Below are 14309 nucleotides of genomic sequence, written 5' to 3' on the forward strand. Positions count from 1 at the left end.
CCGCTCCCTGTGACTGTTCCCTGGCTCAGCGGGGCAACCCAAGCCCCCGCTGCGCGATGACGTTTCTTTGGATCTCGTTGGTGCCGCCGCCGATCATGCCCATGATGGCATGGCGCAGCACATATTCCATCTCGCCGACCGGCGCGCCTTCGGCATCTTCCGAGAGCAGCCCGCCGGTGCCGAGGATATCGAGCGCCGCCTGGCCCAGGCGCTCCTGCAATTCGCTGGCGAAGACCTTGCCCATGGCCGCTTCGTGGAGCGGCACCTTGCCCTGCTCGATCAGCCTGGAATTACGCATCTGGAACAGCCGCGCCACTTCTATATCGGCGGCCAGCGCTCCGATCCGATCGCGGATCACCGGATCGTTTCGCAGGACCTTGCCGCCCACAACGGCAGTTTTCAGGTATTCGGTGAGATGGTCAAATGCGCGCTCGATCCCAGCCATGCGCGTACCGCCGATCATCACCCGCTCGGACGCAAGTGCATCGGTGATGACCTTCCACCCGTCGTTGACGGCGCCGACCATATTCTTCGCGGGCACCCGGACGTTGTCATAAAACTGCGCGCTGAAGGTCTTGCCGTAGAGTGCGGTGCTGGGCCGGAGCGTGATACCGGGCGAGCGCAGATCGACCATCAGCACGCTGATGCCGGCGTGCTTCTTAGCGTCCGGATCGGTGCGCACCGCCAGCCAGATGTATTCGGCCTTGTCGGCCCCGGTCGACCAGAGCTTCTGGCCGTTGACCACGAAGTCGTCGCCATCGCGGACCGCGCGGGTGCGCAGCGCCGCGAGGTCGGAGCCGGCTTCCGGCTCGCTGTAGCCGAGCGCAAAACTGCGCTCGCCCCGGCGAATGGCCGGCAGCCATTCGTCCTGCTGCGCCTTGCTGCCGTGAAGAAACAGCGCCTGCGCCACGATGGATTCGCCGGTGCTGTGCGCCTGCACTGGCGCGCTGGCATTGGCCATCTCGGTGATGAAGGCGATCTGCTCGGTCGGCGTACGGCTCCCGCCGAACTTTGCCGGCCAGCCCACGCCGATCCAGCCGTCGCGGCCCATCAGGCGCGAGAATTCGGCATCCCAGCCGCGCTCCTTGAACGGCTTTTTCAGATGCGCGGCCTTGCGCTCCGCCGTCCAATTCGCGGCGAGCCAAGCCCGCACCTTGTCGCGGAAGGCGTTGGCGGCCGGTCCCATGTCGTGCGGCGGAAGCTTCGACATGCCGGGCTACCCGATCGGACCAAGAACGGCATCGGCCAATTCGGCGCGGGCCCGCGACACGCCGCCGAAGCGCGCGAGATCGGCATGCACACGCCGGAAATGCCGCGGCGCCTCGTGCTCCTCGGCATAGCCGATCGCACCGAGCGCGCGGTGTGTTTCGATCGACACGGTGCGCAGCGCCGGGCTCGAGAACGCGAGCGCCGAGGATGCGAACACACGCCAATAGGGATTGCCGCTGTCATAAGCCGTAGCGGCGGATTCCAGTGCAAGGCGCGCGCCGTCCAGGCTGATCAGGCCATTGGCGAGCTTGTGCTGGATGGCCTGAAACTGGCCGATGAATTGGCCGAACTGCTTGCGCACCTTGGCGTTGTCGACGGCCAATTCAAAGCCGCGTTCAGCCGCGCCCAGGGCACGGGCAGCGCTCGCCAGCCGCGCCAGCAACGCAACAGCCGCAAGAATCTCGCTCGACGCGGCCAGTCCCATCGCCGGGGTGTTTTCGAACGTGAGCTCCGACAACGCTGGAATGGCGAGGCCGGGAGCGGTCCGGCTCGCTATTCCGGCGGCCTTGCAATCCACGATCGCCATTCCAGTGGGTGTATCGGTGACGACGAGGACATGGGTCGCCGCCTGAACATCTTCGACAAATGAGATCGTTCCGGACAGCCGGCCGCCGCGCATCGTGGCTTGGCCCGCGGCGAGATCGCCGTCAAAGGCACCGAGCGCCAAGGCAACGATCGCCTGGCCTTGGTGAATGTCTTCGAGCAGCGCGCGGACGGCATCGGACTGCTGCGTGGCCAGCACGATGTTGGCTGCCACCGCTCCGATCAGCGGCGCCGGACAAGCGGCGCGGCCGAACTCCTCGAAGACCAGGAGGATTTCGCGCAACCCAGCTTCGGCACCATTTGATCCGAGTGCCGCGAGACCCTGCTCTGCCAGGGCGCGCCAGATTGCGACGACCTGCTGACTATCGACGGATTGCTGAACGGCCTTTTCAGCAGGCCAGCGCGCCGACAGAAGATCGCGCACCGACTTTCGCAGCAGGACGCGATCGCTGTCCGACAGCGCCGGCTCTGCTTCCGGATTGGGAGGCCTCATGCGACTGACCGTCAACACACTCCCCGTGACTGCGTTTCTTGCCGCGAACCTTTCACTCTGTTATCAGGTAACCTGATATTAGATCAAGACCCGGAAGAGCATGGCAAAGCCGCCACCGCGAACCAGCTACCTCATTCGTCGTGCGCAGATCCTGGTGATGCGGAACCTGACGGACTGCCTCCGCGACTACAATCTCACCTCAACGCAATACCTGCTGCTCAATCTTTCGCGGCGCGGTGGCGAGTTGTCGTCGGCGACGCTGGCCCGGCGCTTCACGATCTCGCCGCAAGCGATGAACGAAACGATTGCGACGTTAGAGGACAAAAAACTCATCGTGCGGACCGTGGCCGGAGAGAAGCGCCGGACCCTGCACATCAGCCTGACGCCGGAAGGCGCGCAATTGCTGAAGGCATGCGACCGGGAGGTCGATCGCATGGAAAAGCGCCTGTTTTCCGCGCTCTCGGCCACTGAAATCAATTCGCTCAGAAATGCGCTGATCAAGTTCACGGGCTCGCAGTCCGAGATGCGTGCGGCCGGGTAAAGCTCACGCGGTGAGGCCTGCGATCGCAACGTAACGGCGGCGCTGCGCCGCGGCGTTGCCCATGAGCGACGACAGCAGCATGGCGCGCTTGAGATAAAGCCCGATGTCGTGCTCGTCGGTGAAGCCGATGGCGCCGTGAAGCTGGATGCACGCCTCGGTGACGAACAGCGCGTCTTCCGAAGCCTTGGCTTTGGCGGCAGCGGCCATCGCGGGATCGATACGCCAGGGCTCATTGTTGCCGGCGACCTGGAAGATCAGCGAGCGCACCGCCTCGGTGCGCAGATAAATGTTGGCAGCCTGATGCTGCAACGCCTGGAAGCTGCCGATCAGCTTGCCGAACTGCTTGCGGATGCGGAGATAGTCGAGCGTGATCCGCTGCGCCTCCTCCATCACGCCGAGCAGTTCAGCGGACAGTGCCACGAGCGAAAGATTGTAGAGCGCATCGACTGCATCGCGCGACGACGGATAGGGCGAAACGAGATCGGCCGGCGTTTGATCCAGATAGAGGGCCGCAAGCCTGCGGCCATCCACCGTTTCGGCCGGCTGCAGTGTGCAGCCCAGCGCATCGCGCGCAACGAAACAAAGCACCGGACCGTCGCGGCCGCTGGCACTGACCAGAAAACCATCGGCGCCGTCGGCGCAGACGAACATTTTCTGGCCGGTCAGTTGCAGTGTCGTGCCGGTACCCGTGGCTTCAGTCGAAGGCTCGAGCGGATCGTCGCCATGAGCGCGCTCCTGGAGCGCCGGAACCACCAGCGCGTCACCCGTCATGACGCGGGACAGTAACGGAAGCGGCTTTGGCGCGAAGCCCAGGGCTGCCGCTGAGATCGCCGCGAGCCCGATCGGCTCGCAGACCAGCCCCCGCCCCGCCTGTTCGAGCACCAAGGCCAGCTCGGTGAGGCCGAGCCCCAGACCGCCCGCGGATTCCGGAACCAGAATGCCGAGCCAGCCCAGTTCGCCTGCCTCGCGCAGCCGCTGCGGCGCGAAACTGTGATCGCTGTCGCGAAACTTGCGCGCGATCTTCGGACCCGCGGCGCCGATGAATTTCGCTGCACTGTCGCGCAGCAGGCCCTGTTCGGATGTGAGGTTCAGTTCCATGAACGCCGTGTCTACGCGGGAAGATTGAGCACGCGGCGGGCCAGCACGTTGCGCTGGATTTCCGACGAGCCGCCGTAGATCGTCACCCGCCGCGAAAACAGGAACGGCACCGCGACGTCGACGACGCCCGCGTTCGTGGCAACCGGTTCCTCCATCGCGGCATGGCCGCCGGCCGCCTCGATCAGGAGCTCGTTGAGCGATTGCAGAAGCTCGCTGCCGAAGATCTTGACCACCGACGACTCCGGCCCAAGGCTGCGCTCGTTGTTGGTGAGCTCGACGGCGTGGCTGAACATCGCCGACAGCGCCGTGACGTTGATGCTCGCGGCCGCAAGCCGATCCTGGAACGCCGGATCGGCGATGATACCGGTCGCCCGTGCCATCACCTTGATGCGCTCCAGCGCCTGCAGCGCGAACTGTGGGTTCGACGTGCCGAGCCGCTCATGGCCGAGCAGCGCATTGGCGATACGCCAGCCATCGTTGAGCTTGCCGACGAGGTTCTCCGCCGGCACCACGACGTCGTCGAAGAACACCTCGGCGAATTCGTCGTCGCCCGCGATCGTCACGATGGGACGGATGCGGATGCCGGGGCTGTGCAGATCGATCAGGATGAAGCTGATGCCGGCATGGCGCGGCTGGGCGTCCGGGTCGGTGCGCACCAGCGCGAACATCCAGTCGGAATGATGCCCCCAGGTGGTCCAGATCTTGGAGCCTTTCACCACGAAATGGTCGCCGTTGAGCGTCGCACGTGTCGCGAGACTTGCGAGGTCGGAGCCCGCCCCGGGCTCCGAATAGCCCTGCGCCCAGATCACGCTGCCGTCGATGATCGGCGGCAGGTGCTTCTTCTGCTGCGCTTCGCTGCCGAACTCCATCAGGATCGGCCCGATGTGATTGAGGCCCTGCACCGGCAGATGCGGCGCGCCGATACGCGCCAGCTCCTCGGTCATGACGATCTGCTCGTTCAGGGTCGCGCCCATGCCGCCGTGCTGCCTGGGCCAATGCGGCGCGATCCAGCCCTTGCGCGACAGCGTCTGATACCAGGGCATCAATTCGACGGGCGGCGGCCGCGTGGTGCGGTCACGGAGCGAGCCTGGAAGATTGGCCTCGAGCCAGCTTCGCACTTCGGTGCGGAAGGACGCTTCGGCGGGCGTGTCGTGACGGAACATCGTTACGCTTTCACTCAGTCATTCCACCTTGATCTCATTCCACTGTGATCTTGGCGTCCTTCACCACCTTGGTCCACATCGCGAGCTCCTTGGCGAGCATCGCCCGGAAATCGTCCGGCGTGCCGATCTTGATGTCGGCGCCGAGCGCCGCGAGCCGCTCGCGAACCTCGGGCGCGGCGAGGCTTTCGCGGAACGCCGCGTTGAGCTTGGCGATGATCTCGGGCGGCGTGCCGGCCGGCGCCACGACGCCGAGCCAGAATGGCGAATCGATGTCGGGATAACCCGCTTCCTTGGTGGTCGGCACGTCGGGTAATTTGGGCGTGCGCGCCGGCCCCGCGATGGCAATCGCACGGACCGCGCCCGACTGGATGTGCGGCAGGATCGTCGTCATCGGATCGGCGACCACTTGCACTTCGCCCGCGACGATCGCGGTCAGCATCGGCGCGGTGCCCCGGTAAGGCACGTGAGCGATGTTGGTGCCGGTTTCCAGCTTGAACAGCTCGATCAGCAGATGCGGCGCGACGCCGAAGCCCTGCGAGCCCCAGCTCACCTTGCCGGGATGAGCCTTGGCATAGGCAACGAGCTCGGCGAGGGTCTTCACCGGCAGGCTGGGATGCACCGCGATGATCAGTGGTGTCTCGATGAGCTGACAGACCGGCGTGAACACCTTCACCGGGTCGTAGCCGATGTTCTTGTGCACCGCGGGTCCGGTGGTCAGCGACCCGCCGGGCGTCATGAGAATGGTGTAGCCATCGGGATCGGCAGCCGCCACGAACTTCGCCCCGACGCTGCCCCCCGCGCCGCCGCCGCGGTTCTCGACCACGATGCTCTGGCCTAGCACTTGGCCGAGCCGCTCCGACACGATGCGCGCCATACCGTCGGTCGGCCCGCCCGCCGGGAACGGGATCACGACCTTGATCGGCTGCTTGTGCGGATAGTCCGAGGATTGCGCGTGCGCAGAGCCCGAAATGAAGCCCAGGCCCAGCAGCGCCGAAACGGCACTGAACACGAGCGCAATGAGATCGCGCTTGATCATCCGGCTGCCTCCCTTAAGTGTCCAGCCTTTCCGGCCATTCTTGCTTTTGGTGACGATCAGGTTCGTGCAGGCTTGGTCCGCGGTCAAGCTGTTTAGTGCCGGCGCATGGGCGCCAAGCGCGTCACAATCTCCGCTGTCGTCTCCGGAATGACACCAGAGGATACGGCTCGCATGAGGGGAGCGAGCCATCGCTGTAACCAGAACGAGCAAGCGTCACGCGTTCAGCGGCACCATGCCCATCCACCACATGGTCTTGTCGCCGACATCGATGTCGTAGGTGCGCACGAATGTCAGCTTGCCGTCGTCGTCGATCCAAAACACCGACAAGCCCGCCATCACGGTTTTCACCGCATCGCCGTCACGCACGTTCACCGGCAGATTGTGCTCGACGACCATCAGCCGCCCGTTCGGGTGAATGTGGAACGTGCGCGGATGAATCTTCTGCGTCTCGACGTGCTGGATCGTCTTCAGCGTACCGTTCTTCTGATCGATCGCGTAAACCACGATGCTGTTCTCGCCGCCCTTGAACACCGGCTTGCCCTGATAATCCACTGTGTCCTGGGCGCGGTTGGCGCCGTAGACGAAGCGGCCGTTGGGATGCACATGCACCGTGCCAGCCGCCTGACGCGCGCGGATGTTGTTGGGCTCGATCAGCGTGTCGACACGAGAGACGAACTGCGACACGACCCTGCCCTTCACCAGCCGGTGCAGGTCCATCTTGTTCTGCGTCTCGATCGAGACGTACATCCACGGCCTGGACGGATGGAAGTCGAGGTGCCGCGGCCCGTATTCCTTGCCGCCGTTCGGCGCGATCGAGACCTCGTTGCTGAGAACGCCGTTCTTGTAGTCGAAGACCTTGAGAGCGCCGGGATCCTCGGCCTTCGTCGGCGTGCCCTCGTTGCCGCGCGTCACCAGGATGACCTGCTGGTTGTTCGGCGTGACGCGCACCTGATGCGCGAAGATGCCGGGATCGGTCACGCCGGGCTGCGCCACCTCCTCGCCCGGCGTGAAGTCCTTGTTGATGCGATAGACGCGCACCGCGCTTGGATTGTTGAACGCGACCAGGATGTGCTCGGACGGAATGTCCGTCGACACATGAATCGGCCGCGTCGGCAGCCTGATCGGCTCACCGTGGGGCCGCAGCGCACCGGTCGCCGGGTGGATGCTGAACGCGGTCACGTGATGCTCGGTGCCGGCCTTGCCGTAGCCGGACGCGCTGCTGCTCGTGGCGACATAAAGATAGCGCCGCGACTTGTGCGGCCAGGCATATTGCACGCCGGCCGGCAGCGTGACGGTGTCGCGCTTGATCAGCTCGGCGTTGATGACGTCGACGTCGTAGCGCGTGAGGTCGGGACCGACATTGGCGTAAAGCGCAGCGTTCATGGGCATGATCTTTGGTTTGGCTGACGCGATGCCCGGCGCGGCGACACTGGCGGCCGCGGCAGACAAGAATGTCCTTCGGCTGAACCTGGCGAGTCCCCTCCCTCAACAGTTTGCCGTCGATCGGTGAAGCGCCGCGGCATGCGCGGAGTCGGCGGCTGGGAGGATGCTATCGGGTGCGCGGTTCCGTTGCCAAGCGGCCGGGTGAACCTTTCACGCGGCGCCCACGACCAATGCCTGCTCTAGCGTAACATCCCATTTGGGCGGAACATGAACACGCCGGCGGAAACACCGACGCCAACCTCGGCAGCACGGTCCGGTGCGAGAAAGAGTTCGGTCCGGCGCATGGCCGCCGTGGTGATCTTCGGAGTTCTGGTCGTTGTCGGGCTGTGGCTCGCCGCGTTCAGCTTTGTCACCTCGCTGCTGATCGGGTCGGGCGTCGTCGTCGTGATTGTGGCGGCGGATACGGTTTCGGACGTGGCCTCAATGATCCTGGACGCCTTGGGGGCCGTCATATTGTTCGTGCTGGCGGCCATTGCGGCGTTGTTCGCCGCGGTCTTCGATATTTTTGGGTAACAAGCGCCGCCGACTCGGCACCCTACACTCTAACGCCTCGCTCGAAGCTGCGCGAAGCGCCGGTTCGATTTGTCCCATTTGAATTCGGTCACGTGGTCGCATTCCATGCAGTGAAAGATCACGATGGTCGAGTGCCTCATGCCGAGCATTGCGAACGGTATCGACATTTCGTGAACGAACCGGACCACGGGCGCGTCATCCCGCGGCCAGGCCAAAACCAAAAGGAACGAGCCTCGTTTTCCGTCGCAGGTTTCGTATGCCCCGACCAGCGCGGTCTGCTTCACTTTCGAGCCATCAAAGAAGCCATCGGCCGCGAACGAAAGACCGCCGGTCTGATCGAGGTCCGTGGCGAGGTCAGCCGGAAACAGGTCCTTGCGAAACTCGGTCGCCTTGCACCACGTGGGACGTAATTTTCCGACCGGAATCCCCCGCACCATGATATCGGCTGGATGAAATTCCGCGCGCAGCCACCAAGCATAGCCGCTTGGCTGCGGCGCCAGCGTCACGAAATCACCCGGCTGCGCATTGCTCACCGTCGCGCACAAAGTCACCAACAACAACGCGGACAGGATGTCCTTCATGCATCTCGCTCCCGACAGCAAGCGTAGGGTGGGCTAAGGCGCGGAGCGCCGAGCCCACCTTCAGGTATAGCAATCTTGGACAAAATTTCGGTGGGCTTTGCTTCGCTCAACCCACCCTACGGACTGCGCAAAATGGCGACGGGCCGGACGGAGAAAGCAGGCCTCAGCCCGGCGGCAGAATGAGCTTGTTGATCTGATCCTGCGACAGCGGATTGTCCAGGAACTTGAACTTCACGCCGTCGTCCATGATCGCGTCGAGGCCTGTCACCTTGTCCAATTGCTTTCCCTCACGGAGCCGGAATTTCTCGATCGCGCCGGTCATCAAGGATTCGGGCACACGCGCCTGCTCGGCGTACAGCCTCGTCGCCTCCGGGTTGGTCATGAGATAGGCCAGCGATTCACGATACGCGGCCATCAACCGCTTCATCAGGTCCGGGTTGTTGGCCACCGAGTCATGGACGATCTCCACACGCACGGTCTGGTCGCGCAGTGACGGCACGTCGTTGCCGTTGGCGATGATGCGGATCGTGCCCTCGGCCGCCTCCTTCAGTCCGAACGGCGGCGTCGCCCAGCCGACATCGATCTGTCCCGACAACACCTGCGTCAGCGTCGCGGGAAGTCCTCCGGTCTGCACCGGCTTGGCTTTGACGCCCTGGCTGGTGAAACCCAGCACGACATTGTGCACGCTCGACCCGTTGCTCGAGAACGCGATCGTGGTGCTGGCGGTCGCATCCGCCAATGTCTTGATCGGCGAGTTGGCGCGGACATACCAATACAGGTCGCCGACGCCGGTGAAGCTCGCGCCGAATATCCTGACGGGCGCGCCGCGCGAATAGGCGCGCAGCACACCGATCGTTCCGACACCGACGCCGATCTGTGCCGCATTCGACAGCACGGCCTGCAGCGTCTCGCCCGAGCCCTGGGTGGCGAAATTTTCCAGCTCGATGCCGTGCTTCTTGAAGATGCCGGCGCGTTGGCCGAGCACCGGCGCCTGATTGACCCAGGTGTCCATCTGCCCGATGGACACTTTCAGTTTGTCTTCGGCCGTCGCGGCGGACGACAGGAGCGGCAGCACAGCGCAGACAAGCCAAATTCGTCGAAAGGCTTTCATCGGGAGTCGGTCCTTATCTGTCGTACTGCGTCGAAGACATCGCATCGATGCCAGAAGCGAATCTCATTCCATTTCAGACCGAATGGCGGAACGAGAGCAAGGCGCATGTGGCGCCGACCGGCACGCGCGTGGCGTTTCCTGCAAGGCGCACCCGATCAGGTTGCATTGGAAAACGATCGCAGCCCCCGTATAAATTCACGCAGCACTGCACAGAAAGAGCGCCCATGAAACTGAAGAAGCACAACCGCTACGCCTATTCGCCGATCACCGAGCGGCAGGACTTCACTTGGCCGGACGGCAAGCGGCTGGCCTTTTATTGCGCGCTCAATGTCGAGCATTTCAGCTTCGGCGAGGGCCTCGGCCACACGCCGACCGCGCCGGGCCCGCAGCCGGACGTCCGCAATTTCGGCTGGCGCGATTATGGCCTGCGCGTCGGCATCTGGCGCATCTTCGACATGATGGACGAGCTGAAGCTGCCGATGTGCCATCTGATCAATGCGTCGGTGTGCGAGGAAATGCCGCAGATCCCGGCGCGCATCAAGAAGCGCGGCGACGAGGTGATCGGCCACGGCTACACCAACTCGGAGCGCCAGTCCGACATGGACGAGGCGACCGAAGCGGCGATGATCGCGCAGGCGACCAAGACGCTGGGCGACAGTTGCGGACGGCGGCCCTACGGCTGGATGGGCCCGTGGATTTCGGAGACGGCGTTCACGCCCGACCTCCTCCAGGAGAACGGCTACACGTTCATCATGGACTGGCCCGCCGACGATCAGCCGTTCTGGATGAAGACGCGCAAGGGCCGCATCATGTCGGTGCCCTACCCGATCGAAATCAACGACACGCCGACGATGCTGAGCCGCGCCCAGCCGGCGACCGACTTCCATCGCATGATCATCGATCAGTTCGAGGCGATGCTGCGGCTGTCAAAGAACCAGTCGCTGGTGTTCGGCATCTCGATGCACACGTTCTGCACCGGCCAGCCGTTCCGGCTCTTGCAGGTGCGGCAGGCCATCGAAACGCTGATGAAGCATCCGGGCTTCAGCAACGTGTGGGTGACGACGCCCGGCGGCATCGCGGAGTATGCGGCGAAGCTGCCGGCGGCGTGTGTGCCGTAGGGGACGTCGTCAAGAATCGGCGGCTGTCAGGCTCATCACCGCAAACCCGTGACGTCGGCGGGCTGTTGCCCGCTGGGCGAGAATTTTACGAAAGTCTTCGATCGCGGTTCGGGAACCTAAAATCGGGCAGATTTACGCGAAAGTATGGCCTTAACGCCGGGCAGTCTCGAGCATATTTTACCGTCATGCACCGGCGGCCTCCGGTCAGCCGCCGATCGTAAAATTCCAGGACGCGAGCGCAATGAGCGTTGCTTTCACAAAAGAAGAAGATACGGAAGCCGCGGCGGCCTATCTGCCGGAGCGTCCGATCTCGCCGCATCCAAACTTCGTGACACAAACCGGTCTGGCCAAGCTCGATGCTGCCGTTGCCGCTGCCAAAGAGGCCGTCGCGCTCGCACAGGCCAGCGATGACCTCAAGACCAACCGGTCTGCCATGGCCCAGGCCATGCGGGACCTGCGGTATTTCAATGCGCGCCGGGCCAGCGCTCAGCTGGTCAACCCGAGCGAGAAGGAAGGCGTTGTCGCGTTCGGCAGCCTGGTCAGCTTCCGACGGGAGGATGGAAGAGTCCAATCGTTCCGGATCGTCGGCGAAGACGAGGCCGACGTGTCCCAGGGCACGATTTCCTACATATCTCCGATCGCGAGGGCCCTGACGGGCAAAAGCGTCGGCGATGTCGCCACCCTCGGCAACTCCACGCTTGAGGTCGTTTCTGTCGCGTGACGATTATCGGCACGACCGACGCGGCTGCTTCATCGGAGCGGGTAATGATTGCCGCAAGGTGGGGTGGGTTGAGCGCCTAGACCAACGGCGACAGATCTAACCAATTGCAGGAAGGAGGTGCCCAGGGGGCGGAATAGCCATTCCCGATGGCGGCTCACGAATAATTGACCCGCTCGTCAACCGTCTGGATGGCGATCTCACAACGAGAACGGGGCACACCTTTCGACCTCACGCCAGCCGGATGAATGGACTTGGCTTACCGAAAGGAGCGACTAATTTGATCGTCCGAGTGTTGATCGGTCTCTCAGTGTTCGTGGCCTGCATGACAGTTCAAGCATCAGCTCAAGACCTGCGATCGAGCCGACGCTCGATCTCCTATCACGCCACCGAAATTGATGGCCTGACCATCTTCTATCGCGAGGCAGGGCCGCCTGCTGCGCCCACCGTTCTGATGCTGCACGGATTTCCGTCCTCGTCGCGAATGTGGGAGCCGCTATTGCCGCTTCTCGCCGACAGGTATCACGTGATTGCTCCTGACTATCCGGGATTCGGTAATAGCAGCGCGCCCTCGCCCGCGAGCTTCGAGTACACGTTCGACAATCTCGCCAAGGTCATGAACGAGCTGACGACGAAGCTCGGGATCACAAGTTATGTGCTGTTCGTGCAGGACTACGGCGGGCCTGTAGGCTTCCGCATGGCGCTGTCACATCCGGAGCGCGTGCGGGCCGTCATCGTTCAGAACGCAGTGTCGCACGAACAGGGTTTGGGTCCGCTTTGGGCGGCGCGCAGGAAATATTGGGACGATCCGACAAGTGAACTTGCCAATCTGAAGGCCAACTTCACTTCGCTCGAAGCGACGCGCCAGCGTCACGTCGGATCGAGTCCCAATCCCGGCCGCTACGATCCGGATGCCTGGAACGACGAGTACGCTTTTCTCAATCGCCCGGGCCAGGCCGAAATCCAGACCACGCTGTTCTTCGATTACCGCACCAACCTCGCGGCTTATCCACGCTGGCAGAAATGGCTTCGGGACACGCAGCCGCCGCTGTTGGTGGTCTGGGGCAAATACGACCCGTCGTTCACGGTTGCGGGCGCCCGCGCCTACGCCGACGACGTGCCGCAAGCGGAGGTGCATATCCTCGAGGCGGGGCATTTCGCGCTCGACGAAGCGACCGACGAGATCGCATCGCTGGTTCGCGGCTTCCTGGATCGGTTGAATCAAAAGACCCGTAGGGCGAACTAGCGAAGCGTAATCCGCCCTTTCAAAGCAGGCCTATCGCCTAGATGGCGCAATACGCGTCGCTACTTCCATTGCGTCGAATCGATGATGCGGATCGACGTGACCCGCCCGGCCTTCACCTCGAACGAGAACGGCCACGGCGAGTAGGTCCACAGATCGGTGTCGGCCAGCTCACTTTTGCCGATCTCGAAGGCCGGACCGAAATGTCCCTCCAGCGTCTGCGTGCTGTCGCCAAGATTGACGTGATTGAAGCCGTAATCTTTTACCGGAGCTTCGCCGGTCACCTGCAGCGCGACGATCCTTCCTTTGAGCAGGATCGCGACCAGGTAAGGATAGTGCTCTCGCTCTCCAAGAAACCACATCGGAGCCTGTGCCCCTTTGGCGAGCGTCCTGGTCTGATGCGGCGGGCCCAGAGCGGACACCAGCGTGCGCGCATCGCCGCCGATGACGAACGGCCCCAGACGCAGGCACGGGGACATCATCGTCTTCGGATTTATGGCGCTGGACGGCGCGTCAACCTTGCAGGCGAAGCTCGCTCCGACGCGCCGCCATCCGCCGCGCTCCGCACGCGGCCAGGGCGCCAAGCCCGAGCAGCGCAACAGCGGCGCACACAACCTTCGTGATACGGACCCGACGCCCCATGGACGGACGATGAGATGATGGTGCCCAGGGGCGGGCCAGTGGAAACTCCGTTAAATCAAGGTCTTCCGCGAAGGTGCGGGCGATATCGGATGCTTTGACGCCTAACAGCAATTTGAGGCGCCTCCCTCACCTGTCGGTTCTTGCTTCCGAGCTGCGCGACCTAGCCGACATCGTCAGAGCGCTTTCACTCGCGCTCAGTAAGTTGGCCCGACGAACACTTGTCGCCGAACAGCGACGCTCGGGGACGATAGAGGAGCCTGTCCACGAGGTTACTCAGGCGCGTCTGTTGCTTTTGCCACCACACGAGACACGGGTGATAAAGCGTTTTCTCAAGGAGCGAACGCAGCCCACGCTAGGGCACAGGGTCCGGTCGGCCGAACTGTACTGCGTATTCATCGAATGGGCCGCAGGGGCGCATATGCCGGTGGTCTCGGCCCGGCGATTTGCTCAGCATTTGAAATCGATTGGCCTTCGCTCACTCAAAAGCTCGTCTGTGATGTGGCTAGATTTGTCACTATCGAGACAAACGAGCGCGCCTCGATCGCCAGCCATGCGACAGGCTTGACCAAATTTTCATACGCAACCTCCCAACCTCCCAAAATCGGGAGGATAGGGGCGCTTGCAAGTCTTTGAGTTTCCAAGCGTTGGGAGGTTGTGGGTGGATAGGGAGGATTTTCGCTCCGTCGGACTCACCCGTGCGCGCGCGTGCGCGCGCACATGAGTCAAACTTACAAATAAGCTCCCTACCCTCCCAACCTCCCAAATCGAAGCTCTAACATTTTGAATCTATTGCGTGT

At 63.3% G+C, this 14309-nt stretch carries 14 protein-coding genes; 5 read left to right on the forward strand and 9 right to left on the reverse strand.

The window, feature by feature from the left end; all coding sequences use genetic code 11:
• Window positions 1-25: 25 nt before the first annotated feature.
• Entirely contained in the window at window positions 26-1210 is a 1185-nt protein-coding gene (locus RHPLAN_RS40315; protein WP_198164612.1) for an acyl-CoA dehydrogenase family protein, read from the reverse strand.
• A 6-nt stretch (window positions 1211-1216) separates the two neighbouring features.
• Window positions 1217-2305 carry an acyl-CoA dehydrogenase family protein gene (locus RHPLAN_RS40320; RefSeq protein ID WP_068028021.1) on the reverse strand — a complete coding sequence of 363 codons (1089 nt, stop codon included), beginning with the start codon at window positions 2303-2305 and terminating at the stop codon, window positions 1217-1219.
• Window positions 2306-2405: 100 nt separating this feature from the next.
• Here RHPLAN_RS40320 and RHPLAN_RS33605 point away from each other — a divergent pair, with 100 nt between their 5' ends.
• Window positions 2406-2846 (forward strand): MarR family winged helix-turn-helix transcriptional regulator, encoded by a 441-nt coding sequence (locus tag RHPLAN_RS33605; protein ID WP_068028024.1) that lies wholly within the window; start codon window positions 2406-2408, stop codon window positions 2844-2846.
• Window positions 2847-2849: 3 nt separating this feature from the next.
• Here RHPLAN_RS33605 and RHPLAN_RS33610 read toward each other — a convergent pair whose 3' ends face one another.
• The 4 genes from RHPLAN_RS33610 to RHPLAN_RS33625 all read right to left on the reverse strand — a co-directional run bounded on the left by RHPLAN_RS33610 (window position 2850) and on the right by RHPLAN_RS33625 (window position 7526).
• Window positions 2850-3944, reverse strand: a complete 1095-nt coding sequence (locus tag RHPLAN_RS33610) for an acyl-CoA dehydrogenase family protein (protein ID WP_068028027.1) — start codon at window positions 3942-3944, stop codon at window positions 2850-2852.
• A gap of 11 nt (window positions 3945-3955) precedes the next feature.
• On the reverse strand, window positions 3956-5107 hold the full coding sequence (locus RHPLAN_RS33615) for an acyl-CoA dehydrogenase family protein (RefSeq protein ID WP_068028030.1): 1152 nt from the start codon (window positions 5105-5107) through the stop codon (window positions 3956-3958).
• 34 nt (window positions 5108-5141) lie between these two features.
• The gene (locus RHPLAN_RS33620; protein ID WP_198164613.1) at window positions 5142-6143 is read right to left on the reverse strand and encodes a Bug family tripartite tricarboxylate transporter substrate binding protein; all 1002 of its coding nucleotides are present in this window, start codon (window positions 6141-6143) and stop codon (window positions 5142-5144) included.
• 213 nt (window positions 6144-6356) lie between these two features.
• Window positions 6357-7526 carry a lactonase family protein gene (locus tag RHPLAN_RS33625; RefSeq protein WP_068028035.1) on the reverse strand — a complete coding sequence of 390 codons (1170 nt, stop codon included), beginning with the start codon at window positions 7524-7526 and terminating at the stop codon, window positions 6357-6359.
• Window positions 7527-7793: 267 nt separating this feature from the next.
• Here RHPLAN_RS33625 and RHPLAN_RS33630 point away from each other — a divergent pair, with 267 nt between their 5' ends.
• Window positions 7794-8099 carry a hypothetical protein gene (locus tag RHPLAN_RS33630; RefSeq protein WP_157100646.1) on the forward strand — a complete coding sequence of 102 codons (306 nt, stop codon included), beginning with the start codon at window positions 7794-7796 and terminating at the stop codon, window positions 8097-8099.
• Between the two features lie 29 nt (window positions 8100-8128).
• Here RHPLAN_RS33630 and RHPLAN_RS33635 read toward each other — a convergent pair whose 3' ends face one another.
• Both RHPLAN_RS33635 and RHPLAN_RS33640 read right to left on the reverse strand, forming a co-directional pair.
• On the reverse strand, window positions 8129-8680 hold the full coding sequence (locus RHPLAN_RS33635; RefSeq protein ID WP_068028040.1) for a hypothetical protein: 552 nt from the start codon (window positions 8678-8680) through the stop codon (window positions 8129-8131).
• 163 nt (window positions 8681-8843) lie between these two features.
• On the reverse strand, window positions 8844-9791 hold the full coding sequence (locus RHPLAN_RS33640; RefSeq protein WP_068028043.1) for an ABC transporter substrate-binding protein: 948 nt from the start codon (window positions 9789-9791) through the stop codon (window positions 8844-8846).
• 224 nt (window positions 9792-10015) lie between these two features.
• Here RHPLAN_RS33640 and RHPLAN_RS33645 point away from each other — a divergent pair, with 224 nt between their 5' ends.
• The 3 genes from RHPLAN_RS33645 (at window position 10016) to RHPLAN_RS33655 (ending at window position 12873) form a co-directional block, all read left to right on the forward strand.
• Window positions 10016-10909 carry a polysaccharide deacetylase family protein gene (locus tag RHPLAN_RS33645; RefSeq protein WP_068028046.1) on the forward strand — a complete coding sequence of 298 codons (894 nt, stop codon included), beginning with the start codon at window positions 10016-10018 and terminating at the stop codon, window positions 10907-10909.
• Window positions 10910-11150: 241 nt separating this feature from the next.
• Entirely contained in the window at window positions 11151-11630 is a 480-nt protein-coding gene (gene greA, locus RHPLAN_RS33650; RefSeq protein WP_068028049.1) for a transcription elongation factor GreA, read from the forward strand.
• Between the two features lie 322 nt (window positions 11631-11952).
• On the forward strand, window positions 11953-12873 hold the full coding sequence (locus RHPLAN_RS33655) for an alpha/beta fold hydrolase (protein ID WP_084246707.1): 921 nt from the start codon (window positions 11953-11955) through the stop codon (window positions 12871-12873).
• A gap of 59 nt (window positions 12874-12932) precedes the next feature.
• Here the strand turns inward: RHPLAN_RS33655 and RHPLAN_RS33660 are convergent, their stop codons facing one another.
• Window positions 12933-13349: a hypothetical protein gene (locus tag RHPLAN_RS33660; RefSeq protein ID WP_157100647.1), complete on the reverse strand. Its 417-nt coding sequence runs from the start codon at window positions 13347-13349 to the stop codon at window positions 12933-12935.
• Window positions 13350-14309: the final 960 nt, after the last annotated feature.

Origin of the sequence: Rhodoplanes sp. Z2-YC6860, assembly GCF_001579845.1 — a bacterium.
Lineage (GTDB): Bacteria > Pseudomonadota > Alphaproteobacteria > Rhizobiales > Xanthobacteraceae > Z2-YC6860.

What these genes read in the sequence shown, in the direction of transcription:
- greA (WP_068028049.1), top strand. Translation starts at nt 11,151, where the DNA reads ATGAGCGTTGCTTTCACAAAAGAAGAAGATACGGAAGCCGCGGCGGCC.
- RHPLAN_RS33655 (WP_084246707.1), top strand. Translation starts at nt 11,953, where the DNA reads ATGACAGTTCAAGCATCAGCTCAAGACCTGCGATCGAGCCGACGCTCG.
- RHPLAN_RS40315 (WP_198164612.1), bottom strand. Translation starts at nt 1,210, where the DNA reads ATGTCGAAGCTTCCGCCGCACGACATGGGACCGGCCGCCAACGCCTTC.
- RHPLAN_RS33660 (WP_157100647.1), bottom strand. Translation starts at nt 13,349, where the DNA reads ATGTCCCCGTGCCTGCGTCTGGGGCCGTTCGTCATCGGCGGCGATGCG.
- RHPLAN_RS33640 (WP_068028043.1), bottom strand. Translation starts at nt 9,791, where the DNA reads ATGAAAGCCTTTCGACGAATTTGGCTTGTCTGCGCTGTGCTGCCGCTC.
- RHPLAN_RS33615 (WP_068028030.1), bottom strand. Translation starts at nt 5,107, where the DNA reads ATGTTCCGTCACGACACGCCCGCCGAAGCGTCCTTCCGCACCGAAGTG.
- RHPLAN_RS33620 (WP_198164613.1), bottom strand. Translation starts at nt 6,143, where the DNA reads ATGATCAAGCGCGATCTCATTGCGCTCGTGTTCAGTGCCGTTTCGGCG.
- RHPLAN_RS33645 (WP_068028046.1), top strand. Translation starts at nt 10,016, where the DNA reads ATGAAACTGAAGAAGCACAACCGCTACGCCTATTCGCCGATCACCGAG.
- RHPLAN_RS40320 (WP_068028021.1), bottom strand. Translation starts at nt 2,305, where the DNA reads ATGAGGCCTCCCAATCCGGAAGCAGAGCCGGCGCTGTCGGACAGCGAT.
- RHPLAN_RS33630 (WP_157100646.1), top strand. Translation starts at nt 7,794, where the DNA reads ATGAACACGCCGGCGGAAACACCGACGCCAACCTCGGCAGCACGGTCC.
- RHPLAN_RS33610 (WP_068028027.1), bottom strand. Translation starts at nt 3,944, where the DNA reads ATGGAACTGAACCTCACATCCGAACAGGGCCTGCTGCGCGACAGTGCA.
- RHPLAN_RS33605 (WP_068028024.1), top strand. Translation starts at nt 2,406, where the DNA reads ATGGCAAAGCCGCCACCGCGAACCAGCTACCTCATTCGTCGTGCGCAG.
- RHPLAN_RS33625 (WP_068028035.1), bottom strand. Translation starts at nt 7,526, where the DNA reads ATGAACGCTGCGCTTTACGCCAATGTCGGTCCCGACCTCACGCGCTAC.
- RHPLAN_RS33635 (WP_068028040.1), bottom strand. Translation starts at nt 8,680, where the DNA reads ATGAAGGACATCCTGTCCGCGTTGTTGTTGGTGACTTTGTGCGCGACG.